Origin of the sequence: Nocardioides secundeburneus (assembly GCF_039939255.1) — a bacterium.
Taxonomy (GTDB): domain Bacteria; phylum Actinomycetota; class Actinomycetes; order Propionibacteriales; family Nocardioidaceae; genus Nocardioides.
This window is the reverse complement of sequence record NZ_JBDUUE010000003.1, coordinates 457,983-481,306: the sequence shown is the minus strand read 5'-3', so window position 1 is coordinate 481,306 and position 23,324 is coordinate 457,983. Positions and strand designations below refer to the sequence as shown.

24 protein-coding genes are annotated in these 23,324 nt (G+C 70.6%); 11 read left to right on the top strand and 13 right to left on the bottom strand.

The window, feature by feature from the left end:
• Positions 1-112: 112 nt before the first annotated feature.
• Positions 113-301: a hypothetical protein gene (locus ABFT23_RS10505; RefSeq protein ID WP_347894910.1), complete on the bottom strand. Its 189-nt coding sequence runs from the start codon at positions 299-301 to the stop codon at positions 113-115.
• A gap of 28 nt (positions 302-329) precedes the next feature.
• Positions 330-809: a hypothetical protein gene (locus ABFT23_RS10500; protein WP_347894908.1), complete on the bottom strand. Its 480-nt coding sequence runs from the start codon at positions 807-809 to the stop codon at positions 330-332.
• 185 nt (positions 810-994) lie between these two features.
• On the opposite strand from ABFT23_RS10500, the gene ABFT23_RS10495 reads away from it, so the two are divergent.
• Positions 995-1,651 carry a hypothetical protein gene (locus ABFT23_RS10495; RefSeq protein WP_347894906.1) on the top strand — a complete coding sequence of 219 codons (657 nt, stop codon included), beginning with the start codon at positions 995-997 and terminating at the stop codon, positions 1,649-1,651.
• A 30-nt stretch (positions 1,652-1,681) separates the two neighbouring features.
• Here ABFT23_RS10495 and ABFT23_RS10490 read toward each other — a convergent pair whose 3' ends face one another.
• Positions 1,682-2,755 carry a hypothetical protein gene (locus tag ABFT23_RS10490; protein WP_347894904.1) on the bottom strand — a complete coding sequence of 358 codons (1,074 nt, stop codon included), beginning with the start codon at positions 2,753-2,755 and terminating at the stop codon, positions 1,682-1,684.
• Positions 2,756-3,081: 326 nt separating this feature from the next.
• Here ABFT23_RS10490 and ABFT23_RS10485 point away from each other — a divergent pair, with 326 nt between their 5' ends.
• Positions 3,082-4,218, top strand: coding sequence for a calcium-binding protein (locus ABFT23_RS10485; RefSeq protein ID WP_347894903.1), 1,137 nt, complete (start codon positions 3,082-3,084; stop codon positions 4,216-4,218).
• 67 nt (positions 4,219-4,285) lie between these two features.
• The gene (locus ABFT23_RS10480) at positions 4,286-4,783 is read left to right on the top strand and encodes a DUF6985 domain-containing protein (protein ID WP_347894901.1); all 498 of its coding nucleotides are present in this window, start codon (positions 4,286-4,288) and stop codon (positions 4,781-4,783) included.
• Positions 4,784-4,871: 88 nt separating this feature from the next.
• Here the strand turns inward: ABFT23_RS10480 and ABFT23_RS10475 are convergent, their stop codons facing one another.
• The 4 genes from ABFT23_RS10475 to ABFT23_RS10460 all read right to left on the bottom strand — a co-directional run bounded on the left by ABFT23_RS10475 (position 4,872) and on the right by ABFT23_RS10460 (position 8,798).
• On the bottom strand, positions 4,872-5,552 hold the full coding sequence (locus tag ABFT23_RS10475) for a response regulator transcription factor (RefSeq protein ID WP_347894899.1): 681 nt from the start codon (positions 5,550-5,552) through the stop codon (positions 4,872-4,874).
• A 23-nt stretch (positions 5,553-5,575) separates the two neighbouring features.
• Positions 5,576-7,039: a sensor histidine kinase gene (locus ABFT23_RS10470; protein ID WP_347894897.1), complete on the bottom strand. Its 1,464-nt coding sequence runs from the start codon at positions 7,037-7,039 to the stop codon at positions 5,576-5,578.
• 285 nt (positions 7,040-7,324) lie between these two features.
• The gene (locus tag ABFT23_RS10465; RefSeq protein ID WP_347894895.1) at positions 7,325-7,915 is read right to left on the bottom strand and encodes a hypothetical protein; all 591 of its coding nucleotides are present in this window, start codon (positions 7,913-7,915) and stop codon (positions 7,325-7,327) included.
• Positions 7,916-7,925: 10 nt separating this feature from the next.
• The gene (locus tag ABFT23_RS10460; RefSeq protein ID WP_347894893.1) at positions 7,926-8,798 is read right to left on the bottom strand and encodes a signal peptidase I; all 873 of its coding nucleotides are present in this window, start codon (positions 8,796-8,798) and stop codon (positions 7,926-7,928) included.
• Between the two features lie 203 nt (positions 8,799-9,001).
• On the opposite strand from ABFT23_RS10460, the gene ABFT23_RS10455 reads away from it, so the two are divergent.
• From ABFT23_RS10455 to ABFT23_RS10445, 3 genes are read left to right on the top strand one after another with little or no spacing between them, the layout of a single operon-like run.
• Entirely contained in the window at positions 9,002-9,652 is a 651-nt protein-coding gene (locus ABFT23_RS10455) for a hypothetical protein (RefSeq protein ID WP_347894891.1), read from the top strand.
• Positions 9,652-10,452 carry a hypothetical protein gene (locus ABFT23_RS10450; RefSeq protein ID WP_347894889.1) on the top strand — a complete coding sequence of 267 codons (801 nt, stop codon included), beginning with the start codon at positions 9,652-9,654 and terminating at the stop codon, positions 10,450-10,452. Before ABFT23_RS10455 ends, ABFT23_RS10450 begins: the two co-directional genes overlap by 1 nt.
• 56 nt (positions 10,453-10,508) lie before the next feature.
• On the top strand, positions 10,509-11,345 hold the full coding sequence (locus tag ABFT23_RS10445; protein WP_347894887.1) for an SCO6745 family protein: 837 nt from the start codon (positions 10,509-10,511) through the stop codon (positions 11,343-11,345).
• Between the two features lie 17 nt (positions 11,346-11,362).
• Here the strand turns inward: ABFT23_RS10445 and ABFT23_RS10440 are convergent, their stop codons facing one another.
• The 4 genes from ABFT23_RS10440 to ABFT23_RS10425 form a co-directional block, all read right to left on the bottom strand.
• Complete coding sequence (locus tag ABFT23_RS10440; RefSeq protein WP_347894885.1) at positions 11,363-13,735, bottom strand: excinuclease ABC subunit UvrA; 2,373 nt, start codon at positions 13,733-13,735, stop codon at positions 11,363-11,365.
• A gap of 136 nt (positions 13,736-13,871) precedes the next feature.
• A complete protein-coding gene (locus ABFT23_RS10435) occupies positions 13,872-14,660 on the bottom strand; it encodes an alpha/beta fold hydrolase (protein ID WP_347894884.1) in 789 nt (262 codons plus the stop codon).
• Positions 14,661-14,990: 330 nt separating this feature from the next.
• Positions 14,991-15,953: a helix-turn-helix transcriptional regulator gene (locus ABFT23_RS10430; protein ID WP_347894882.1), complete on the bottom strand. Its 963-nt coding sequence runs from the start codon at positions 15,951-15,953 to the stop codon at positions 14,991-14,993.
• A 58-nt stretch (positions 15,954-16,011) separates the two neighbouring features.
• The gene (locus ABFT23_RS10425) at positions 16,012-16,266 is read right to left on the bottom strand and encodes a DUF3072 domain-containing protein (protein ID WP_347894880.1); all 255 of its coding nucleotides are present in this window, start codon (positions 16,264-16,266) and stop codon (positions 16,012-16,014) included.
• Between the two features lie 178 nt (positions 16,267-16,444).
• Here ABFT23_RS10425 and ABFT23_RS10420 point away from each other — a divergent pair, with 178 nt between their 5' ends.
• On the top strand, positions 16,445-16,609 hold the full coding sequence (locus ABFT23_RS10420) for a hypothetical protein (RefSeq protein ID WP_347894879.1): 165 nt from the start codon (positions 16,445-16,447) through the stop codon (positions 16,607-16,609).
• A gap of 27 nt (positions 16,610-16,636) precedes the next feature.
• On the opposite strand, the gene ABFT23_RS10415 is transcribed toward ABFT23_RS10420, so the two are convergent.
• Positions 16,637-17,653 carry a zinc-dependent alcohol dehydrogenase family protein gene (locus tag ABFT23_RS10415; protein ID WP_347894877.1) on the bottom strand — a complete coding sequence of 339 codons (1,017 nt, stop codon included), beginning with the start codon at positions 17,651-17,653 and terminating at the stop codon, positions 16,637-16,639.
• A 90-nt stretch (positions 17,654-17,743) separates the two neighbouring features.
• On the opposite strand from ABFT23_RS10415, the gene ABFT23_RS10410 reads away from it, so the two are divergent.
• Complete coding sequence (locus ABFT23_RS10410) at positions 17,744-19,267, top strand: helix-turn-helix domain-containing protein (protein WP_347894875.1); 1,524 nt, start codon at positions 17,744-17,746, stop codon at positions 19,265-19,267.
• A 217-nt stretch (positions 19,268-19,484) separates the two neighbouring features.
• Here ABFT23_RS10410 and ABFT23_RS10405 read toward each other — a convergent pair whose 3' ends face one another.
• Positions 19,485-20,441 carry a helix-turn-helix transcriptional regulator gene (locus ABFT23_RS10405; protein ID WP_347894874.1) on the bottom strand — a complete coding sequence of 319 codons (957 nt, stop codon included), beginning with the start codon at positions 20,439-20,441 and terminating at the stop codon, positions 19,485-19,487.
• A 62-nt stretch (positions 20,442-20,503) separates the two neighbouring features.
• Here ABFT23_RS10405 and ABFT23_RS10400 point away from each other — a divergent pair, with 62 nt between their 5' ends.
• The 3 genes from ABFT23_RS10400 (at position 20,504) to ABFT23_RS10390 (ending at position 23,188) form a co-directional block, all read left to right on the top strand.
• Entirely contained in the window at positions 20,504-20,929 is a 426-nt protein-coding gene (locus ABFT23_RS10400; protein WP_347894872.1) for a VOC family protein, read from the top strand.
• 67 nt (positions 20,930-20,996) lie between these two features.
• The gene (locus ABFT23_RS10395) at positions 20,997-21,800 is read left to right on the top strand and encodes a glycerophosphodiester phosphodiesterase family protein (protein ID WP_347894870.1); all 804 of its coding nucleotides are present in this window, start codon (positions 20,997-20,999) and stop codon (positions 21,798-21,800) included.
• Entirely contained in the window at positions 21,797-23,188 is a 1,392-nt protein-coding gene (locus ABFT23_RS10390; protein WP_347894868.1) for an MFS transporter, read from the top strand. Before ABFT23_RS10395 ends, ABFT23_RS10390 begins: the two co-directional genes overlap by 4 nt.
• Positions 23,189-23,324: the final 136 nt, after the last annotated feature.

The following is a 23,324-nucleotide window of genomic DNA, read 5'->3' as shown; positions in this document are numbered from 1 at the left end:
CGGTCTGTCAGCAAGAGAACAAGTAGCGCATGGCGCAGCAAGACCCCGGTAGAGAGTTACCGGGGTCTTGCCCATCCACTGTGCTCGCGCCACTGAGGGCACTTCTGTGGCCTCAGGCGGGCTTGTGAAAGAGGTATATGGGTTCCTTGGTCACGCCGCCTTGCGTAGTGGTGACGAGGATGAAGCCTTGCTTCTCTAAGTTGTTCATGGCGGCTTCGGTGTGCTCCTTCCACTTGCCAGGCACGCCCAACCTGGCACCGGCAATCTGTAGGTCTCCGCCTGTCAGCACTCGGTACGGCATCGAATCTCCTTCTCTAGTTTTCGTTCAGTTAGCGGTAGTCGTCGCGCTTTGGAGCGTCCACGGCGTTAGCACCGTGGTACTGAGGCTGCTCAGGGTTTGCTTCGTAGTAGGCGCTCAGAAGGTCTGCCTTGACGCCGCCACGGTCGCCAGGAACCTTGTCAGCGAACTTGTCGGACGACTTAGCCCAATCCTGAATGTCGGAGCGCTGCTCCTTCTTCGCCTTGTTGTACTCGTCGGTGTCGGCCTTGAACTTCTCCGAGGCGTCGCCAGTCAGCCGGAAGTTGTCTCCGCTCGGCGCTGGGTCTCTGGTCTCGGTGCCCGGTCGAGGCGTGCTCGTGCGCTGAGTAATGGAACCTTCACCATTAAGCCACTTGATAAGTCGTTCCTTGCTGTCCGGCCCAAGGTCAAGTGTGTAGTCCGTGCCGTCAACCGTGATGGTCGTCGGCTCGACGTCCTCGGTCAGGTCTGCCCCGGTCAAGTCGTCAATAATCCGCTGTACGCGCGCCATGGCCGCTCCTTCATGGTTGTGACAGTCGCGGAGAACGTAGCACACATGAATATTGCTGGTGTTATATTGAGAGCAGCGACGAAGGTCCGCGCAATTGTGTTCACCTGAGAGTATGCAAACTCGCCACGAACCGAATTGACGAAGGCGCAGCGGATGATAGCCAAGTTATCGAAGGAGAACGTCTGATGGACGCGGGAGCGGTGTACGGAGCGGTGGCGGGTTTGCTCACAGGTGGTCTTGGTGGGTGGATTGCGTCCATCTATCAGATTCGCACGCAGTCCGAGTTCAACGAGAAGACGTTGCAATTGGAACGCGACAAGTTCGAGATGCAGCGCACCAAGGAACTACACGAGCGTCACGAAGCAGACCTGTCCCGAGAGGCGGACGTCTCGCGCACCAGGAGGGCGGTCTTGCTTAGAAGTCGTGACATAGCCAACGTGTTCGTCGAGTCACGCAACGCTGTTAACCAGGTCAACTTTGCACTGAGTAGTGGTCCCCTCACCAGCGAGACGGTCGACCAACTGATTGACACTTCAACAAATGCGTCCAAGACGTCACAGCCGTTCTATGACCTCATGATGGAATTGTATGGACTTGGCTACGATGCAGTCGCAACGGAGATGGCTGTGATGCACGCGGAATTGCTGGAACTGACTCAGTTTCTCGACTTAAACAACGCAACTGACACAGGAGACGGGAGCGTTTCTGTGCGCGTCGACCCGAATCGTAAGACCGATGTAAAATTCTTCGATAAGGCGAGGATGAAGACGAACCTCGCAATCAATACAGCCCTAGAATCACTACAGACTTCAGGGCCACACGACGACAGTCAAGGTGCTTGAGGCTCAGCAAATGGTGGTCCCCGATTCTCGTCACCAGGGATCATAGATTGGCGCATGAAACGCCCAGCCACTGAGCACCTTCATAGCACGCGAGTTGGGCGTAGGCGGTTGGACGGGCTCAACCCGTACGGACCTGAGGTTGCAAGTGGTCCTGACATCGCTGTCCGTACCACTCGGGCGTATCGATATCTGAATCTCAACGGTGTCGGCATACATCCACATAAGCGCCTGGCTTTGATAACTTGGAAACAGGTCCGGCTGGTCACGTGCCTCGGCCCACAGGCTCAATTCGAACGTGCCGGGCCCGTCCGCGACTAGCATCTTTCCCAACACCTGGACGCCGCGCGTAGTGTGAATTTCTGGACGGGTTTCTCTCAATTGAACATCAAGCGGAAAAATCTTGGCCTCGTCGACAATTGCTCGCGCGCTAATTGCTCGCTCCGACACCGAAACCAAATCTGTGTCTAAACTCGGAAACTCAAGGTCAACTGCAACGTTGAAGATTGTTTGCAAATTCTTCCATTCCTCTCGGCGAAGAGACCCATCCGGTAGCCGAAGCGGCCTGGCCTCTAAGAGTTCCTGTACGCGCCCGTCGACGCCCGCGACAGAGATTCGCGGCAGAGCAACGGCTGGTTGCAGCATCCGCACGAGTTGATTCCGATGCGCACTGACCGTGGCCGCTCCGACTCTAAGCGGCACCTCGCGCCGGTCACTGCCTTTGATGTTTAGGATGTAGGGAAAGTCCTGAGTGGCAAATACAACTGCCGTAACGGCTTCAGCATCGTTTCCTATGTATACGGTTTGGGACCACAACATCTCGGGCGCAATCTGGTCAAACTGTTTCGCCATCTGGGCAAACCATTCCATTGGTTCGCGCTGCTCCGGAGTATGAATTTTCCCGGTCTTGTCGTCAACACCAATGACGTAGATGAGTTCGTCGCCCCGAAGCGCGTTCGCGGCACCGGCGAGTTGTCTAACCTTCTCGGCGCCAGGCCACTCTCTTTTGAACTCTATGCCTGCGTCGTCTTCAGTATTACGCTTGGCTTGTAGGTTGAGAATCGCGGATTGAACGAGGGCGTCGACTGCTTGGCGGGAGCGCGGCACAGACGAACAGTACTACGAGCAGGACAGATAATGAATGACAACACGTTCAGGTCTCGGTTGTTCAGTCTGCATGGAGTAAGTGTCACTCTGTACGACTTATTTACCAGTCAATATGTATAAATTTTGGCGTCACGTTCGTTTGAGCGTCTGGGGCTACTTGTGGCACGTGTGACACGAGTAGACCTTGCGCCGATAAGTGACATTATGTCAACTTGCACCGTTCTCGGCGGTCGACGAACCGGGCACCGAGGTCCGGGATAGGGTGCGGCGATGCCCTCCACCGTCCCCCGCACCGGCTCAGTTCCAGCGAGCACGGTCCGCCTCGGATGAGTCCAGTCCGCTCGAGCGCACGAACGGCCGCTGTGGCCGGCTGTGCCGTCGTCGCGCTCGTCCTGCCCGCGACGGCCTCGGCTCGTAAGGTCACCGGAACCGGACGCGACGACGTCCTCGCTGGTACCCAGCGTCCCGATCGGATCAACGCGCGTGAGGGCGACGACGTCGTCCGCGCCCAGGGTGGTGCCGACCTGGTCCACCTCGGCCCCGGCGCCGATCGCGCCTGGCTCGGTCGCGGCGACGACCAGGCCAAGGGTGGGCCGGGCAACGACCGGATCTCGGGCGAGGGTGGCAACGACGTCCTCGGCGGCGCCTCCGGCCACGACCTGCTCCTGGGTGGTCCCGGAGCCGACCGGGTCATGGGTGGGGTGGGCGACGACGTCGTCCTCGGCGGGCCGGGCGACGAGCCCGAGGTCCGCGGCCTCCGCGGCGACGACCTGGTCTACGGCGGGCCCGGCAACGACCTGATCACCGGCGACCCCGGTGACGACCGGCTCGACGGCGGCCCCGATCTCGACCTCGTGATCGGCGGCGACGGAGACGACGTGGCCACGGGCGGTCCCGGCAACGACCACGTGACCGGCGGCCCGGGCAACGACATCGTCCTGGGCGGCGACGGCCGCGACCAGCTCGACGGCGACAAGGGCGACGACTTCATCGACGCCGGGCCCGGCGACGACTCGTGCCCCGACTTCCACGGTGGGCCACGCGAGTACAACGAGTGCTCGGGCTTCCCGGCCACGAACGGCGACTCCATCAACATCACCGGCGACGAGGGCCGCGACATCATCTACCCGGGCGACGGCATCGACGTCGCGTTCGGCGAGGAGGAGGCCGACCTCATCGTCGCGGTCCCCGACGGCTCCATCGACCGGCTCTTCTGCACCGACAGCGGCATCCCGCTCGACCCCGGCGACCTCGTCGTCTACGTCGGGCAACGCGACCCGCTCGACGACATCCGCAACTGCGGCCCGCGCTGGCACGAGGACCGGCAGGTCCTTGTCCTCTCGGCCGCCGAGTTCCAGGCTCGCTACCCGGCCCTCCCCCTCCCGGTCACCTCCTACGTCGCACCACCGGTGCCGACCACGGCCCGCACCGGCTTCCCGCGCACCACGCTCCTGGAGTGGTGATGTCCCGGCTGATGGCCGACCTGCCGTAGCCGACGGCGGAGCGGGAGCGCGAGCCTACGATGAGGCCGTGAGCAACGGCATCGAGCTGGACGGCATCGGCACGTTCGTCCTCGACGACCGCATGGGCTGGCCGGTGGGCGAGCGGCAGCTCGACGTCACTCCCCTGGGCGTCACCGGGGTGTTCGTGCTCGACGACCCCGACGCCGACCTCGACCTCGCATCCGCCGCGATGCGTCGGTTCATCGCACTCTCCCCCGCTGACCTGGCCACGTCGACGCCACACGTGCACGCCTACTACCACGACAGCGTCGAAGCCGGGTGGGCACCCGACCTCGCGCTGAGTTCACCGGACGACGTGTGGCGTCATGTGACTCCGCCCCGGGAGTTCGTCGTCCACGTGCGCGACGGCGTGGCCCACGTCCAGCTCGAGTGCGAGTGCGCCTGGGAGCCCGAGCACGGTCTCGACCTCGTCTTCCGCGACGGCGACACCATCAGCAAGGTCGGGCAGTTCGACGGTCACCTGCACCACCTCGACCGCGACGTGGTCTACCCCGGCTCACCCTGACCGCCCCTCGCCCCACGTGCGGAGCGCACACGTGGTGGCGAGGGGCTCCCCCAGGAGCCGCGACGCCGGGCCGAGGTCGGTCGGGTCGTCAGGTGCCGACGTAGAGATCGAGCCACCCGGCCCGTCGCGCCAACGCGACCGCCTCGAGCTGTCCGGTGACGTCGAGCTTGGTGAGCACGCCCCGTACCTGGGTACGCACGGTGGCCTCGCTCACGTGCCACTCCTTCGCGATCCGACCGACCGTGGCTCCGTCGGCGAGCGCACGCAGCACCTGCGCCTCGCGCGCGCTCAGCAGGCGGAAGGGAGCCAGCGCCCGTTCCGCGTCGAGCCGGCGCGTCCGGGCTGCGGCGATGACGCTGCGCCGCTCGTGGAGGTCCATCACGGCCTCCCCGTGAGCTGCGGCGATCGCGGTCCGCACCAGCTCGGCCAGCGCGACGTCCTTGCGCAGAGCGCCCACGGCACCGAACTCGATGGCCCGTCCGGCGCGTTGCGGGTCGCTCGACCCGGTCAGCACGAGCACCCGTGCACCGGTCGTGGTCAGCGTCTGCACCAGGTCCGTGCCGTCCCCCAGCACCCCACCGAGGTCGAGGTCGAGCAGCACGAGGTCCGCCAGGAAGCCCTCGGCGGCTCCGACCACGGCCTCGGGCGAGTCGAGCGGCGCAGCTCGCGCGTCCAGCCCCTCACGGTGCAGCGCGATGACCAGCGACTGCACGAGGAGCTCGTGGTCGTCGACGACCAGCACGCGGGGCGGGTCCGGCAGACCGGCCACCACTCCCCCGTCACCCGTCCCGCTCACGCCGGGACGACGTCCCAGGCCGACGCCCGGGCCGCGGGCAGCCGCACCTCGAAGCACGCACCGACGGGCGCCGGGACGAGGACGACCTCACCTCCCTGGGCGCGCAGGAGCGAGCGGGCGATGTGGAGCCCCAGACCCTGACCCGTCGGGTCGGGTCCAACCGCCCCGCGCTCGAAGAGCCGCGCCCGGACCGCCTCCTCGATGCCGGGTCCGGCGTCCTGGACGCGGAGCACGACCTCGCCCCCACGTTCCGCGACGGCGAGCCGGACGGCCGCACCGGGGGCGTGGCGCTCGGCGTTCACGAGGAGGTTGAGCACGGCGACCGCGAGGTCGTTCGGTCGGCCGACCGCGCGCACCTGGTGGCCGGTGACGTCGAGGACGATGCTGCTCCCGCGCAGCCGACGTCCGTCGACGACGGGCGTTACGGTGGCCACGACGTCGAACGGCACCGACGGCTCGTCGGTGTCACGCACCAGGTGCTCGAGCTGCTGCACGCCGTCGAGCAGGACCCGCCGCAGCAGGTCCGTGTCGTCGTGGGTCAGCCGGTCCTCGACGCAGAGCAGCTCGACCGCCACCCGCAACGACGCGCACGTGTTGCGGGCGTCGTGGGCGACCTCCTCCTGACGCTCGTGGGCGTGGTCGGCGAGGCGGCGGACCTCGCCGAGCTGGTCCTCGAGCCGCCAGCGGTCGGCGTCGACCTCGCCGACCGTCGAGCTGAGCTCGTGCCAGGTCGCGAGGATCACGCGACCTGCCACCGCGAGCAGCAGGGCGGCACCGGCGAGGGTGAAGGCTGCGGCGCTGCCGCCGTCGAGCGCGCGGAAGACGTGCAGCGCGCCCATCACCACCGCCAGCCCCCAGGCGGGCCACGGTCCGACCCTCAGCTCCTCGCGCCGGCCGAGGGCCAGGGCGAGACCGGTCCACGCGGCCACGAGCAGCACCTCGGCGGCGACGTGCCACACCGGCGCGGCGTCCAGCGGCCGGCCGAGCCGCGACTGCACCTCGCCGAGCACGACCAGCACCGCCCCGAGCGCCGGCAGCGACACCGCCACGACCAGCACCGGACGACGGGGGCACCGGAGCAGCACGACGGCGGCGAGGACCAGGCACAGGAGGCGACCCCAGACCCCCACGGTCGACGCCGGAGCGTTGTCCTCGAGCAGTCTCGAGACGGGGTTGACCGACACGTAGGCCGCCAGCACGACGAGCACGGCGCACGGCCAGCTGTCCTCCGGCACGTGGACGCCAGCGCGTCCCGTCGCCCGGGACGCCCGCACCGACCGGGTCGCGAGAAGGAGCAGGCCGCTGAAGGCCATGAGGGCCGCCCCGGTCAGCCCCACCGTCGTCGCCGCGACAGCGAAACCGGTGCGCGGACGGGTGGCCGGCGCGTCGTCGACCAACCCCGGCACCGCGATCGCGAGCGCGACGAGCTCGGCGAGGTAGAGCGCCGCCACGGCGGCCACGGCCTTGCCGGACGGTGTGTCTCGTCGACCACCGCGTCGTGCGTGGCGCCGTCGGCGCGTTGCGTCGCTCTGTCCCTGCGACGGCAAGAAGTCTCCCATGACCACCTCCCTGGGCGACGTCCCCACGTCGCGCCCGAACCCCCTGCGCAGAGCATCATCGACGACTGCAGGACGCGCGGCGGAATGGCCGATCGGGCACCGGATTTGTCCGTGTGGACTATGCCGGACTAGTCCGGCGCAGGCGCCCGACGAGCGCCTCGCCACCGCCGGTGGCGACGGCTGGGCTCAGCCGCGGTCGACCTCGACGCCGTCCGGCACGCGGTCGAGGTGCTCGCACCCGGACGACGACCCCGCACCCGGTCCCGGGCGACAGGTGTCGACACCGCCGTCACCGAGCAGCACGTCGTCGCCGTCGCCTCCGCGCAGGTCGTCGTGGCCGTCTCCCCCGACCAGGCAGTCCTCGGCGCCACCGCCGATGATCACGTCGTCGCCGCCCAGCCCCAGCAGGACCTCGCGCTGCGGGCCGCCGACGAGCACGTCGTCGCCCTCGGTGCCGAACCGCACGACGTCGTAGTCCCCGATCGCGGTGCACGCCTCCCAGGCGACGACCCCGGGGACCGCTCCGGGGCGGGGCGGCTCGGGCGGCTCGGGCGGGTCGGGCGGGTCGGGCTGGTCGGGCTGGTCGGGCTGGTCGGAGCGGTCGCCGTCGGCCGCTCGCGCGCCGACCGGGTCGGCCGGGGTGTCGTCGTCCCAGGCGCCGGCGCCGACGGTGAACCGCGGCGTGCTCGCTTCGTCGGACCACCGGGCGTACGTCGCTCCGCGCTCGGCGCTCAGCACCCCGAGGGCGAAAGCGCCGGGCACCACGACCAGTGCCACGAGGGCGCCGCTACGACGTCGCACGGCTCGCCCTGCCGGCCGCGACGAGTGGTCCCCAGCTCTCGCCGGACAACGTGACCGGACCACGTACGCGGGTCGCCGTGGTGCCGGGCACCCTCCGGTCGAGCAGCTCGAGCAGCTCGAGCAGCTCGTGCACGTCGGCTTCGTCGGTCGGCGCGGCCAGGAGAAGCACGGCCGGGCCGACGAGGGCGCCCGGGCGGCCCTCGTAGACCAGGCGCGCGACGACCGCCTCGACCTCGTCGGCGGTCGTGCCCGGTGGCAGCTCGACGAGGACGAGTCCCCCCTCCACGTGCGGGGGCGCGTCGTGGTCGCGACGGCGGCGGTCACGGACGGCGCCCGCGACCTGGCTCACCGCGTAGGCGCCGAGCACCAGGACCACCAGGCCGGCGATGCCGCCGCGGCCCTGGACGGCGTCACGTGCCGTGCCCAGGTAGGGCACGTGGAGCACGACCTCGCCGCGGATCGCGGCTGCGGGCACCGGCTCGGTGTCCTCGCCGCGGTTGGCGTCGCCCTTGAAGATGAACGAGGCCGGCGTCGTGGAGCGGTCGATGCGCACCACCCGGTGCGTCACGTAGGCGTCCTTCTCGGGGGTCACCTGGTAGGTGGCGACGTCGCCCACCTCGAGCGTGCCGGGGTCGACCGGGCGGATCAGCACGACCGAGCCGACCGGGATGTCCGGCGTCATGGAGCCGGTGAGCACGGTCAGGGCCGAGCCCTGCATGGCGCGGGGCAGCACGAAGAGGACCCCGATCACGACGACGACCGCAGCGACGACGGCGAGCAACGCGACCCGTCCGGCCCATCGGCCGAGGAGGCGCAGGACGTGGCGGGGCTCGGCTCGCTGCAGCTGACGGTGCGGCACGGTTCCTCCAGGTCCTCGCGGGCACGACGGCCACCCAGGCTGCCTGCACCGGGGCGATCCAGGCATCGTCAAAGTTGTTGAACCACCGCGGTGCCGGGTTCGTCGGTCTCGACGATGCGCCGGTGTCCCCCTCCGGCGGAGATTGGTCGCCGGCCGCTCACGGCCTCCCGGTCCGGACAACCGGGTCACACTCCGAAGGGGACATGAACATGCAGAACAAGCTCGTCAAGGCGTCACTCGCCGGCGTCGCCGCCCTCGCCATCGCTGCCGGCGGCAGCACCTTCGCGCTGTGGAGCGACTACGACACGCTCGAGGGCAGCCAGGCCGGCGCCGAGGAGCTCTCACTCGTCCTCGACGAGCCGAACTCGCAGAACTTCGACAACATGAAGCTCGCCCCCGGTGTGGGCAACGACTACGAGTTCGTCGTCGCCAGCCGCTCCGGCGACACCGTGCCGACGGCCTCGCTGAAGATGGCGCTGACCAACCTGGTCGGCCAGGAGGACGGCTGCACCTCGGCGAACTCCGAGGCCGACCTCGACCCGAACTGCTGGGACATGAGCTCCAGCGGCGAGTTCGTCGAGGAGGCGCGCATCATCGTCAACGCCTCGGCGCCCTCGACCGACCCGGACGCCTGCAGCTCGGCGCACCCGCGCGGCGCTCGTCAGACGTCCATCTCGCTGGCGGGCCTGGCCAACAAGGGCCAGATCAACCTGTTGCCGACCAACGACTACCTCGAGAAGGGCGAGTACATCTGCGTCTCGATGGGTCTGAACATGCCGGCCACCGCGAGCAACGCCTCCCAGGGCGACTCGGCGAGCTTCGACTTCACGTTCTACCTCGACCAGGTCATCTGATGATCCTCGCGCAGGCCCGGAACGCCGCCGCCCAGTGCGGCGAGCCGGGCCTGCGCGACCTGCCACGAGCCCGCACCTTCCTCAGGTGCGGGCTCGTGGTGCTGCTCCTCGCGCTGCTCGGCGTCGGCCCCGCCGTCGCCGACGACCCGGGCCCGACCCTGCGCACCGCCGACGGTGGTCCGCTCCGCTTCGACGATCTCGCCCCGGGTGTGCCGGTCTCGCGCACGATCCTGGTCCGGGGTGGCGACGTGCCCACCCGCATGCGACTCTCCCTGTCCGGCCTCGCCTCGCTCGAGGGCGAGTGCCTCGACGCCGAGGTGCGCGCCGGCGACACCAGCTGCGACGCGCACGAGGGCGAGCTGCTGTCCTGGCTCCGGGCCCGGATCGAGCGGCTGGACGGCGAGGGCCCGGTGCTGGTGGCCGAGCGGACCTTCACCTCGCTCGCCACCGACCCGGTCGACCTCGGCGACGCGCGCCCCGACGCCACGGTGCAGCTGCGGATGACGGTCTGGCCCGACCGGGACGCCGGCAGCGACACCATGAGTGACGCCGTCGAGTTCGTCGTGGGGGTGAGTGCCCGAGGACTGACCGCCGAGCTGCCGTCCGGCGGCAGCACGCACGACGGCGACGGCGACAGCGACAACGCCGACGACAGGGTCGTCGCGGGCATGCACGACGACCGCTCCGGCTGGACCCTGCTGCCTCGTACCGGCAGCCTGCTGGACCCGCTGCACCTCACGCTCGGTCTCGGACTGGTCGTGCTCGGTGGCGCTCTCGTCGGGCGTCGCCCGCGCACGTGACGATCGTTCCTCGACGCCGGCGATGACTCCGGGCGCGGCGTCCGGTCAGGACGACCATGGAGCACACGCCAGGACCCGTCGCACGCCGCCTGTTCGACCTCGTCGAGCCGATCGGGCTGCTGCCGTTCGTCGTCGACGACCCGAACGAGGAGCTGATGGCCCTCGGCATGCGGAACTACTGGGACGGCTACTTCGCGGCGCGCGCCGCGCCGCTCGGCCTGGTGCCCGCCGAGGTCGTGCACGCGGTGTTCTACAACTTCGCCGACGGCGAGGTGGCCCGCCACCTGCCGTGGGTGTGGGGCGTCACGACCCCGGCCGCGGCGATCGCAGCCCGCGACCGCGGCTGCGTCCGCGCCCTGCGCCGGCTCCTCGGCGACGCGGCCGAGGGGCCCGACGTCGCGCGGGCGGCCGCGCTGCTCGTCCGTGCGGCGACGAGCGCCCCGACGTCCGGGCGTCCGATGTACGCCGGCCTGCGCACCCTGCCCGTGCCCACCGACACGCTGCACCTGCTCTGGCACGCCGCCATGCTGCTGCGCGAGCACCGCGGCGACGGTCACGTCGCCGCGCTCGTCACGGTCGGCATCGGCGGCGCCGAGGCCTACATGCTGCACGCGATGAGCGAGGGCACTCCCCCGAAGTCCTTCGGCCGGGTGCACCACCTGCCCGGGGCGCACCTCGACGCCGTCCTCGACGGCCTGCGCGGGCGTGGCCTCGCCGACGACGGCGGGCGGCTCACCGCGGCCGGAGCCGCGCTCGAGCAGGAGGTCGAGGACCGCACCGACGAGCTCGCGGCGCCGCCCTACGACGCCCTGGACGACGCCGAGCTGGCCGAGCTCGTGCGGTGCCTCGAGTCGTTCGTCCCGGCCGTCCGCGCGGCCGGTCTCCCGGGCTGAGTGCCGCGGGCCGTCGCTCAGCCGGCGACGTACTCGGCGAGGTGCTCACCGGTCAGGGTCGACGTGCTCGCCACCAGGTCGGACGGCGTGCCCTCGAAGACGATCGTGCCGCCGTCGTGGCCCGCGCCGGGGCCGAGGTCGATGATCCAGTCGGCATGGGCCATCACGGCCTGGTGGTGCTCGATGACGATGACCGACTTCCCGGACTCGACGAGCCGGTCGAGCAGCCCGAGGAGGTTGTCGACGTCGGCGAGGTGCAGGCCGGTGGTGGGCTCGTCGAGCACGTACACCTCACCCTGCTCGGCCATCTGGACGGCGAGCTTGAGCCGTTGACGCTCGCCGCCCGACAGGGTCGAGAGCGGCTGGCCGAGGCTGAGGTAGCCGAGGCCGACGTCCTCGAGCCGGGCGAGGACCTTGTGGGCGGCGGGTGTGCGGGCCTCGCCCTCGGAGAAGAAGGCCTCGGCCTCGGTCACCGACATCTCGAGCACCTCGGCGATGTCGCGGCCGCCGAGCGTGTGCTCGAGCACCTCGGCCTTGAACCGGCGCCCCCCGCACTCCTCGCACGGCGACTCGAACGTCGCCATCGGTCCGAGCTCGGTGAAGATCACGCCGGCGCCGTTGCAGCCCTCGCACCCACCCTCGGAGTTGGCGCTGAAGAGTGCCGGCTTGACCCCGTTGGCCTTGGCGAACGCCTTGCGCACCGGCTCGAGCAGTCCGGTGTAGGTGGCCGGGTTGCTGCGGCGTGAGCCCTTGATCGCGCCCTGGTCGATGACGACCACGCCGTCGCGCCCCGCGACGGAGCCGTGGATCAGCGAGCTCTTGCCCGACCCCGCGACGCCGGTCACCACGCACAGCACGCCGAGCGGCACGTCGACGTCGACGTCGCGCAGGTTGTGCGACGTCGCACCGCGCACCTCGATGACCCCGGTGCGCTCGCGGACGGCGTCCTTGAGCGCGGCGCGGTGGTCGAGGTGCCGGCCCGTGACCGTGTCGCTGCCGCGCAGGCCCTCGACCGTGCCCTCGAAGCAGACGGTGCCCCCGCCGCTGCCGGCGCCGGGACCGATGTCGACGACGTGGTCGGCGATCTGGATGGTCTCGGGCTTGTGCTCGACGACGAGCACGGTGTTGCCCTTGTCGCGCAGCCGCAGCAGCAGGTCGTTCATGCGCCGGATGTCGTGCGGGTGCAGGCCGATCGTCGGCTCGTCGAAGACGTAGGTGACGTCGGTGAGCGAGGAGCCGAGGTGCCGGATCATCTTGGTGCGCTGGGCCTCGCCGCCGCTGAGGGTGCCCGAGGCCCGGTCGAGCGAGAGGTAGCCGAGGCCGATGTCGGCGAAGGAGTCCAGCAGGTGCTGGAGGTTCGCGAGCAGCGGCGCGACCGTCGGCTCGTCGAGCCCGCGGACCCAGGCGGCGAGGTCGGTGATCTGCATGGCACACAGCTCGGCGATGTTCTGTCCGGCGATCCGCGACGACAGCGCCTCCTGCGTCAGCCGGGTGCCGGCGCAGTCGGGGCAGGTCTGGAAGGTCACGGCGCGCTCGACGAAGCGGCGCACGTGCGGCTGCATCGCCTCGGGGTCCTTGGAGAGCATCGACTTCTGGATCTTCGGGATGATGCCCTCGAAGGTCAGGTTGGTGCCCTCGACGTTGATGCGGGTCGGCTCGGCGAAGAGCATCGTGTCGAGCTGCTTGGCGGTGAACGACGCGATGGGCTTGTCCATCGGCAGGCCCATGCCCTCGAACAACCGGCCGTACCAGCCGTCCATGGAGTAGCCCGGCACGGTCAGCGCTCCGTCGCGCAACGACACCGTGTCGTCGTAGAGCGCGGTGCGGTCGATGTCGTTGACCTTGCCCATGCCCTCGCAGCGCGGGCACATGCCGCCGAGGTAGACCGCGGCCTTGACGACCTTCTTCTCCGTGCGTCCGCCCTTCTCGGTGGTCATCACGCCGCCGGCCTTGCGGGTGGGCACGTTGAAGGAGTAGGCCGTGGGCGGGCCGATGACCGGCTCGGCGACGCGGCTGAACAGGATGCGCAGCATCGCGTTGGCGTCGGTGATCGTGCCGACCGTCGAGCGCGGGTTGGCCCCGATGCGCTCCTGGTCGACGATGATCGCCGTCGTCAGCCCCTCGAGGACGTCGACCTCCGGCCGCGCGAGCGTCGGCATGAAGCCCTGCACGAACGCGCTGTAGGTCTCGTTGATCAGGCGCTGCGACTCCGCGGCCACGGTGCCGAACACCAGCGAGCTCTTGCCCGACCCCGAGACGCCGGTGAAGGCCGTCAGCCGTCGCTTCGGCAGGTCGACGCTGACGTCCTGCAGGTTGTTCACCCTCGCGCCCACGACCCGGATGGCGTCGTGGCGGTCGGCGGCGTGGGACTCGTGGCTCGTGGGGCTCATGGGGCTCCGTCTCTCGGCTGGGGTGCTGCGCGTCGATGGCTGGTGGTCGGGGCGGCCCGGGTGCATGCCGGCCCCGTCCTGACGACGACTCACCCGGTCAGGTCGTGACCGGGCAGACCGGGACGGCGGCGGATCCTCATCGCCCGGCGCCGAGGAAGACCCGCAGGGCGCCGACGAAGGCCTCCGGCTGCTCGGAGTGCACCCAGTGCCCGGCGCCCTTGATCGTCACTTGGGTCGTACGCGGGAACAGCCGCCGCATGGCCGGCGCGTGCTCCGGGGTGACGTAGCTCGACCGCTCGCCGGCCATCCAGAGCACCGGGTGGTCGAAGACGGCCTCGCCGACGTCGGGGAAGCCGCCGATCGTGGGCAGGTCGCGGCGCAGCATCGACAGGTTGGCCTGCCAGCGCCAGCCGCCGCCGGGCTCGGAGCGCAGGTTCTGCAGCAGGAAGCCGCGCACGCGGTCGTCGTCGACGTCGTCCGCGAGGGCCGTGTCGGCGTCGTCGCGCCGCCGGATCGCGGCGAGGTCGAGGCGGCCGAGGCTGTCGAGGAGGTGCTCGAACTCGCTCGCACCGGCGCTCTCCCCCGGCGCGATGTCGACCACGACCAGTCGCTCGACGAGGTCGGGGTGCCGCAGCGCGAGCACCATGGCGACCTTGCCGCCCATCGAGTGCCCGACCACGTGCACCGGTGCGTCGCGGGCGAATCCCGTGCGGAGGTGGTCGGCGACGGCGTCGGCCATCGCGACGTAGTCGGCCCGGTGGGTCCATCCCGACCGGCCGTGGTCGGGCAGGTCGACGAGCAGCGAGCAGAAGTCAGGCAGGAGTGCTTTCGCGACCTGGGTGAAGTTGCGGCCCTGGCCGAAGAGCCCGTGCAGGAAGACGACGCGCGCGCCGGCGTCGCCGACCTCGGTGCTGTGCAGGCTCACCCGCCCAGCCTAGGGATGCCGACCCGCGGGCCTGCACGTACACCGTGCGCAGCAGGTGCAGGCGGACGTCGCCGCTGACCTCGGCCCTGCCGGAGATCAGGTCGCGGTAGGCCGAGGCGACCGCGGCCTCGGCGGACTCGGTCGTGGGCGCGGCCACCTGGGCGACCCGCCAGACCCCGTCGATCGTCTGGTCGTAGAGCTCGGCGGCCGCGTCGCGGTCGCCCTCGACCGCGCCACGGAGCAGGTCGCCGAGATCAGGGGACGCGGTCACGCCCCGAGGTTAGGAAACTTCCGTCACCGCTGGTCTCACCCGATCGGAGGAGATCGGGGTCAGTCGCCCGCGGCGTCGAGCAGGCGCCGGCCCAGGGTGCGGCAGGCGGTGCGCAGCTCGTCGGGCTCGACGACGTGGAACGCGACTCCGAGCCGGGCCAGCCGCTCGGCGAACCAGTCGACGTCGTCGGTGCTGCCGACCAGCCGGGAACGGCCGGCGTCGAGGGGCTCGAGGCGGCCCAGGCTGCGCGGGAGGTGCCCGAGCACGTCGTGGGGTGCTGCGTCGACGTCGACGACGACGGGGACGCCCCAGCCCTCGGAGAGGTGCTCGTCGACGACGGAGACCACGTCGAGGCCCGGAGGCGGCTCGAAGGTCTCGCCGAGCCGGGTGCACGACTCGATGCGGTCGAGCCGCAGGACACGCCTCGCGCCGGCGGTGTGCGACCAGCACAGCAGGTACCACCGGTCGTGGCGCAGGTGGACGCCCCACGGGTCGACCACCATCTCGCGCGGGTCGCGGTCGGGGCCCGTGCGGTAGCCGAGCCTGAGCCGGACTCCGTCGCGTGCCGCGGCCGCGAGCTCGCTGGTGCGCTGCGGGTCGGGGCCGTCGCCGCGCGGACCGACGGCCTCGACGCGACGCACCGCCTCGGCCTGCCCGGCCACCGTCGCCGGCAGCACCCGCACGATCTTGTCGAGCGCCGTCTCGACCGCCTCGGAGCCGGCGATGGCCAGCCGGCCGCGCACCGCCGCCATCACGAGCGCCAGCGCCTCGTCGGTGGAGAACATCAGCGGCGGCACCCGGTAGCCGCGGCCCATCCGGTACCCGCCGTGCCGACCGGGGGTCGACTCGACCGGGATGCCGGCCTGGCGCAGGATGCCGACGTAGCGGCGCGCGGCGCGGGCCGAGACCCCGAGGCGCTCCCCCAGGTACTCCCCCGAGACGCCGGGCCGGTCGTGGATCAGCTCGAGCGCCACGAGCGCCCGGGCCGTCGGCGTGGCGTCGTCCTCGCGGAACTCGGTCATGCCCGCAAGGTAGACGCCCCGCCGGCGGTTGCCTACGGCGTCGGCCTGCTCGTCGCCGCTACTCGCCGCGGCCGGTCGCGTCCTGGAGTCGGTCGATGTGCTCGGAGGCCTGGGCCTTGGTGAGGTCGGCCGGCAGCGTCTCCCCCGCCTCGCGGGCCAACGTGTCGAGGTAGCTGCGCTGTGCCCCGGTCATCGGTTCGTCGCCGGTGACCCAGTCGCCGGGGTCCTTCTCCGTCGACGACGGCGCGTCGGCGCCGAGCACCTCGGTCTGGTCGGCGGTCTCGTCGGTCGAATGGGTGTTCGATTCACTCATGCCTCGACCGTACGACGAGCACCGGCGGTCGATGACCACCCGCACGGAGGGGTCATGACACCAGGTCAGTTCTCCTGGTCACTTGTGACCAGACGTGGCCGAGTCGCCTCCGCGGACGCCGCGACGGACCTACCGTCTGAAGACCGGCACGAGGAGCACAAGGAAGGAGGTGGACCCGATGTGGGACTCCCTGCAGGACCAGGTGCACAGCCACCTGACCCACGACCTGCCCTGCGCGCGCTGCGGGCACGCCGTGCACACCTACCTCGCGTGCAGCGACAGCTGCACCTGCGCGCCGTGCGTGATGCCCGGGGTCGCCGACCGCACGCGGCTCAGCGCCTGACCACCCAGCCCGGCTCGGCGCGCCCGCTCACGGCTCGAGGTAGACCTTGATCGCCGTCCGCTCGTCCATGGCCCGGTAGCCCTCGGCGACCTGCTCCAGCGGCAGCGTGAGGTCGAAGACCCGGCCGGGGTCGATCGTCCGGGCCAGCACGAGGTCGAGCAGCTCGGGCAGGTAGCGCCGCACGGGCGCCATGCCGCCGGCCAGGCCGATGTTCTTGCTGAACATCACCCGCAGCGGCACCTCGGCGCCGTGCGGGACGCCGACGAAGCCGACCGTCGCCCCCGGCCGCGCCACCCGGAAGGCCTGGTCGAAGGCCGGGGCGTTGCCGACGCACTCGAGCACGGCATCGGCACCGACGCCACCGAGGACGTCCTTGACCGCGGCGACACCCTCCTTGCCGCGCTCGGCCACGACGTGCGTGGCGCCGAAGCGACGTGCGAGCTCCTGGCGCGGTTCGTGCCGCGACATCGCGATGATGGTCTCGGCGCCGAGCTGCGAGGCCGCGAGCACCCCGCACAGCCCGACGGCGCCGTCGCCGACGACGACCGCGGTGCCGCCCGCGCGGACCCCGGCCGCGACGGCTGCGTGCCACCCGGTCGCCATCACGTCGGACAGCGTGAGCAGCGAGGGCCACAGGTCGCGGTCGGGGACGCCGTCGGTCTTGACCAGCGTGCCGTCGGCCTGCGTCACCCGGGCGTACTCCCCCTGGCCGCTCTGGGTGATCGCGACGTTGTCGCAGGCCGAGTGGGCGCCGTTGCGGCACGCCGCGCAGGTGTTGTCGCAGTGGTCGAACGGGACGACGACGAAGTCGCCGGCCGCGAAGCCGCGGACGTCGGCACCGACCTCCTCGACGACGCCGAGGCACTCGTGACCGATGGTGCGGGGGCCGTCGAGCTCGTCGTCGCCGCGGTAGGGCCACAGGTCGGAGCCGCAGATGCACGAGGCGACGACCTTGACGATCGCGTCGGTCGGCGCCTCGATGGTCGGGTCGGGCGCGTCCTCGAAGCGGATGTCGCGGGGTCCATGGATCACCGTGGCTCTCATGGCTCCGATGAAACCAGAGACGGGCACCGACGCGCCCGGGGCCGTCGACTTGCGTGAATATCTCACATGTGAGTTACGGTGGCTGACGTGATGACGGACTACAAGGGACGTATCGGCAACCTCATCCGCGACGCGCGCAAGCACCGTGGCCTCACCCAGACCCAGCTCGCCGAGCTGCTCAGCACCAGCCAGAGTGCGATCAACCGCATCGAGAAGGGCCAGCAGAACCTCTCCCTCGAGATGCTGGCCCGCATCGGCGAGGCGCTCGACTCCGAGATCGTCGCCGTCGGCGCCGGGCCCACCCACCTGCGCGTGCAGGGCCCGACCACGCTGTCCGGCTCGATCGACGTCAAGACCTCCAAGAACGCCGGCGTCGCGCTGCTCTGCGCGACCCTGCTCAACCGGGGCCGCACGACGCTGCGCAAGGTCGCCCGCATCGAGGAGGTCAACCGCCTGCTCGAGGTGCTCAACAGCATCGGCGTCCAGACCCGCTGGATCGGCGACGACGGCGACCTCGAGATCGTGCCGCCGCGGCGGCTCGACCTCAGCCAGATCGACGAGACCGCGGCCCGGCGCACGCGCTCGATCATCATGTTCCTCGGCCCGCTCCTGCACCGGGCCGAGGCCTTCGAGCTGCCCTACGCCGGCGGCTGCAACCTCGGCACCCGCACCGTCGAGCCGCACATGACCGCGCTGCGCCCGTTCGGCCTGGAGGTCAAGGCCACCGACGGCAGCTACCACGCCGAGGTCAACGGCGCCATCCAGCCCGGACGCCCGATCGTGCTCACCGAGCGTGGCGACACCGTCACCGAGAACGCGCTCATGGCCGCCGCGCTCCACCCGGGCGAGACCGTCATCCGCAACGCCTCGTCCAACTACATGGTCCAGGACCTCTGCTTCTACCTGCAGAAGCTCGGCGTCCGCGTCGAGGGCGTCGGCACGACCACGCTGCGCGTCACCGGTCTCGAGACCATCGACGTCGACGTCGACTACGCCCCGGCCGAGGACCCCATCGAGGCCATGTCGCTCCTCGCGGCCGCGATCGTCACCCAGTCCTCCATCACCATCAAGCGGGTCCCCATCGAGTTCCTCGAGATCGAGCTCGCCGTGCTCGAGGAGATGGGCTTCCACTACGAGCGCTCCGAGGAGTACGTCGCCCGCAACGGCCACACGCGACTCGTCGACCTGCACACGAAGCCGTCGACCCTGCACGCCCCGCTCGACAAGATCCACCCGATGCCGTTCCCGGGCCTCAACATCGACAACCTGCCCTTCTTCGCCGTCATCGCCTCGGTGGCCGAGGGCCAGACCCTGCTGCACGACTGGCCCTACGACAACCGGGCGATCTACCTCACCGAGCTCAACAAGCTCGGCGGTCAGGTCAAGCTCCTCGACCCGCACCGGGTGATGATCGAGGGCCCCACGTCGTTCACCGGCACCGAGCTCGTCTGTCCCCCGGCGCTGCGGCCCGCAGTCGTCGTCCTGCTGGGCATGCTCGCCTCGAAGGGCACCTCCGTGCTGCGCTCGACCTACGTCATCCACCGCGGCTACGAAGACCTCGCCGAGCGTCTCAACGAGCTGGGCGCCAGCATCGAGACGTTCCGAGACATCTGATGGGATGACGTCTTACGGGCGCCCGTCGCGGCGGGCCCGTCCAGCCTGGCGCTTGCTGCCGCGATCCCGGTGGCGGGCCCGACCCGCTCTGAGGGCGCCCGACGACGTGTGCGCGCTGTGGTCGACTGATGCTGCGGTCGGGGCGCCGTCGGGCGGTACCGCGCTTGCCTGAGCTCAGCGTCGAGGCTCGTCGTGGCGGGCCGGTTCCACCTGGTGCTCAGCCGGGGTGGCCTGACCGGTAGGCCGCGACGAGCTCGTGGCCGATCCGGGCCAGCTCGTCACGGACGGCGGCGGGCTCGACCACCTCGACCTGCCCGCCCCAGCCCGCCAGGGTGCGGGCCAGGTCGAGCGCGGTCGGCGCGGCGACGCGCACGGTCGTCCGGCCGTCGGGGCCGGGCTCGCCGACCTCGCAGTGCCGGCCGAACTGGTCGCGCAGCACGAACACCCACCGTTGCTCGACCAGCACCGTCGCCGTGGTGCGCGAGCGTCGCGACTCGACCTCGCCGACCGTCTCCTGCCACGCGGCCTCGAGGTCGACGTCGGCCGGCCGCTCGAAGGTCTCCGCGAGGACGTCGACGGCGACCACCCGGTCGAGACGGAACGTGCGGCGTCCGCGCGTCGTGCCGGCGACGAGGTACCAGGCGTCGTCCTTGTCGGCCAGGCCCCACGGCTCGACGTCGCGCTCGGAGGCGCGGTCGCGCGCGTCGCGGTAGCCGAGCCGCACCCGGCGTCGTCGGACGACGGCCGCGCTGAGCGTGTCGACCAGGACCGGCCGATCGCGGCCCACGCCGCCCCACCCGGTCGGGTCGACGAGCGTGGCGCCCGCCGCAGCCTCGGCGTCGTCGCGGAACGTGGCCGGGAGGGCGCGCAGCAGCTTGCGCAGTGCGGCCCGTGTCTCCGGCGCGCCGCCGGCCGCCGGTCCCAGCAGCAGGAACAGCGCCTGCGCCTCCGACGAGGACAGCCCGGACAGGTCGGTGCGCGCTCCCCCGACCAGTCGCCACCCGCCACCCCGGCCGGGCTGCGGGTAGACCGGTACGCCTGCGGTCGACAGCGCCGCGAGGTCGCGTCGCGCCGTCGGCACCGAGACCTCCAGCTCGGCGGCGACCTCCGCCGCCGTCACCCGGCCGCGCTGCTGCAGCAGCAGGACGGTGGCCACGAGCCGATCAGCGCGCACGTGGTGATGATGCCGCACAACGTGATCACTGGGTGATCACTTCACAGGGCAGCCTCAGGGTCATGCTCCGAGGACTCAGCACCATCACCTACACCGCCCACGACGTCGCCGCCGCCCGCGACTGGTACGCCGAGCTGCTCGGCGTCGACGCCTACTTCGCCAAGGACCTCGCCGGCGCGCTCGCCTACGCCGAGTTCCGCATCGGCGACCACCAGGCCGAGCTCGGCCTGCTCGACGCCCGCTACGTGCCCGGCGGCCCGCCCGCGACGCCCGGCGCCGTCGGGACGGTCGCCTACTGGGCCGTCGACGACGTCCACGCCGCCCACGCCCGGCTGCTCGGCCTCGGGTGCACCGAGCACGGCCCGGTCACCGAGCAGGGCCCGGGCTTCGTCACCGCCTCGGTCCTCGACCCGTTCGGCAACGTGCTCGGCATCATGTACAACGAGCACTACCTCGCCGTCGTGGGGCCAGCGACCACGGAGACCTGAGAGCGTCGCTCACACCTGAGCCTCGGTGCTCAGGCCGGATCGCCGGGCGCACCGCGATACTGACGCCGTGACCACGCCACCCCGCACCGGGCGCCGCTACCTCGACGACGCGCTCGAGCAGCCCGGCGCCGTGCTCGCCCTCGCCCACCGCGGCGGTGCCTACCACCCCGACATCGAAGGCCTCGAGAACACCCTCGAGGCCTTCCGGCACGCTGTCGCACTCGGCTACCGCTACCTCGAGACCGACGTGCACGTGACGGCCGACGGCGTGCTGCTCGCCTTCCACGACGACGTCCTCGACCGGGTCTCCGACCGCCAGGGCGCCATCGCCACGCTGACCCACGTCGACGTCCGCGAGGCCCGGATCGGCGGTCGCGAGGAGGTGCCCACCCTCGCCCGGCTGCTCGACGAGCTGCCGGGCGTCCGGTTCAACATCGACCTCAAGTCCGACGGTGCCGTGCGGCCGTTGGCCGACGTCATCGCCGCGCGCGACCTGTGGGACGACGTCCTGGTCGGCTCGTTCGCGCACGAGCGGATGCGCGAGTTCCGTCGGCTCACCGAGGGCCGCGTGGCGACGTCGGCGACGCCGCGCGAGGTGGTGACGTTCCTGGCCGGCGTCCGCCGGCGCGCCGACTTCGACGCGCTCCAGGTCCCACACCGTCGCGGGCGGGTGCTGGTGACGTCGGCGCGGCTCGTGCGCCGGGCCCATGCGGCACGCAAGCATGTGCACGTCTGGACGATCGACGAGGCCGCGGAGATGAGGGAGCTCCTCGACCTCGGGGTCGACGGGCTGTTCACCGATCGCACCGACACGCTCAAGGACGTGCTCGTCGAGCGCGGGCAGTGGCTGACCCACGGGAGGGACTCATGACCGGCATCGCCGACCTGGCGCCGCTGGAGCGCGCGAAGGAGCAGAAGGCCTGGTACTGGTACGACTGGGCCAACAGCGCCTACTTCACCACCGTGCTCAGCGTGATGTTCGCGCCGTACATGATCGAGGTGGCCGGCAACGCGGCCGGCTGCCCCGACGACCTGCCCGACGGCGAGTCGTGCGGCAACACCGTGAGCCTGCTCGGTCTCGACCTCGCGGCGGGGTCGCTGCCGTTCTACCTGACCAGCTTCGCGACCATCCTCAGCGCGTTCGTGCTGCCGGTCATCGGCGCCGTCGTCGACCGCTCGCCCCACAAGAAGCGGCACATGGCCGCGTTCGCCTGGTCGGGCGCCGCGTTCGCCTCGCTGCTGTTCTTCATGAAGGACGACGACTGGCAGATCGGCGCCGTGGCCGTCGTCTGCTCGAGCGTGCTCGCCGGCTGCTCGCTGGTCAGCTACTCCGCGATCCTGGTCGACATCTCCACCGAGGAGGAACGCGACCACGTGTCGTCGCGGGGGTGGGCGTTCGGCTACCTCGGGGGCGGGGTGCTGCTGGCGATCAACCTCGGGATGTACCTCGGCCACGAGCAGATCGGTCTCGAGGAGGCGCTCGCCGTCCGGCTCTCGTTGTTGTCGGCCGCCGTGTGGTGGGCCGGGTTCACCATCATCCCGTTCGTCAGGCTGCGCAACCGGCCCCCGGTCGACGCGGTCGAGGTCACCGGCACCGTGCTCGACCGCAGCTTCGGTCAGCTCTGGCGCACCCTCAAGGAGCTGCGCGGCTACCCGCAGACCCTGACCTTCCTCGCGGCCTACCTGTTCTTCAACGACGGCATCCAGACCGTCATCTACGCGGCGTCCACCTACGGCAAGGAGACGCTCGGCTTCGGCACCAGCGTGCTGATCGGCACGATCCTGCTGATCCAGTTCGTGGCCTTCGGCGGCGCGCTGCTCTTCGGCCGCCTGGCGCAGCGCTACGGCAGCTACCGCCCGATCCTCTACGGCCTCTACGTGTGGATCGCCATCGTCGTGCTCGCCTTCCTCCTGCCCACCAAGAACGTGCCGCTGTTCCTGCTCGTCGCGCTGGCGATCGGCGTGGTGCTCGGCGGCACCCAGGCGCTGTCCCGCTCGTTCTTCAGCCTGCTCATCCCCCGCGGCCGCGAGGGTGAGTACTTCGCGCTCTACAACGCCTGCGAGCGGGGCACGTCGTGGCTCGGCACGTTCGTGTTCGCCGTGGTCTTCCAGCTCACCGACTCCTACCGCCCGGCGATCCTCGCGCTCATCGCGTTCTTCGCCGTCGGGGCGCTCATCCTGGTGCGCCTCGACGCCGCACGCGGCATCCGCGAGGCCGGCAACGTGGTGCCACGGGCGCTGGCGTGCCACGACGCGTAGGGCGTCGGGCCGGGGTTCCGGGAACTGGCGGCCGTCGAGGCGTATCAGGCGGCTGCCCGGGCGCTCCTCCCACCGCAAGCGATGCGGTGTCCCGGAAACCAGGCCTGGAATCTTGGCGCCCTGGGTACCGTTGACA

Coding starts and splice junctions, on each gene's coding strand:
- ABFT23_RS10400 (WP_347894872.1), top strand. CDS start 20,504: ATGCTCCGAGGACTCAGCACCATCACCTACACCGCCCACGACGTCGCC.
- ABFT23_RS10450 (WP_347894889.1), top strand. CDS start 9,652: ATGATCCTCGCGCAGGCCCGGAACGCCGCCGCCCAGTGCGGCGAGCCG.
- ABFT23_RS10390 (WP_347894868.1), top strand. CDS start 21,797: ATGACCGGCATCGCCGACCTGGCGCCGCTGGAGCGCGCGAAGGAGCAG.
- ABFT23_RS10415 (WP_347894877.1), bottom strand. CDS start 17,653: ATGAGAGCCACGGTGATCCATGGACCCCGCGACATCCGCTTCGAGGAC.
- ABFT23_RS10445 (WP_347894887.1), top strand. CDS start 10,509: ATGGAGCACACGCCAGGACCCGTCGCACGCCGCCTGTTCGACCTCGTC.
- ABFT23_RS10425 (WP_347894880.1), bottom strand. CDS start 16,266: ATGAGTGAATCGAACACCCATTCGACCGACGAGACCGCCGACCAGACC.
- ABFT23_RS10455 (WP_347894891.1), top strand. CDS start 9,002: ATGAACATGCAGAACAAGCTCGTCAAGGCGTCACTCGCCGGCGTCGCC.
- ABFT23_RS10410 (WP_347894875.1), top strand. CDS start 17,744: ATGACGGACTACAAGGGACGTATCGGCAACCTCATCCGCGACGCGCGC.
- ABFT23_RS10420 (WP_347894879.1), top strand. CDS start 16,445: ATGTGGGACTCCCTGCAGGACCAGGTGCACAGCCACCTGACCCACGAC.
- ABFT23_RS10440 (WP_347894885.1), bottom strand. CDS start 13,735: ATGAGCCCCACGAGCCACGAGTCCCACGCCGCCGACCGCCACGACGCC.
- ABFT23_RS10485 (WP_347894903.1), top strand. CDS start 3,082: ATGAGTCCAGTCCGCTCGAGCGCACGAACGGCCGCTGTGGCCGGCTGT.
- ABFT23_RS10430 (WP_347894882.1), bottom strand. CDS start 15,953: ATGACCGAGTTCCGCGAGGACGACGCCACGCCGACGGCCCGGGCGCTC.
- ABFT23_RS10500 (WP_347894908.1), bottom strand. CDS start 809: ATGGCGCGCGTACAGCGGATTATTGACGACTTGACCGGGGCAGACCTG.
- ABFT23_RS10505 (WP_347894910.1), bottom strand. CDS start 301: ATGCCGTACCGAGTGCTGACAGGCGGAGACCTACAGATTGCCGGTGCC.
- ABFT23_RS10495 (WP_347894906.1), top strand. CDS start 995: ATGGACGCGGGAGCGGTGTACGGAGCGGTGGCGGGTTTGCTCACAGGT.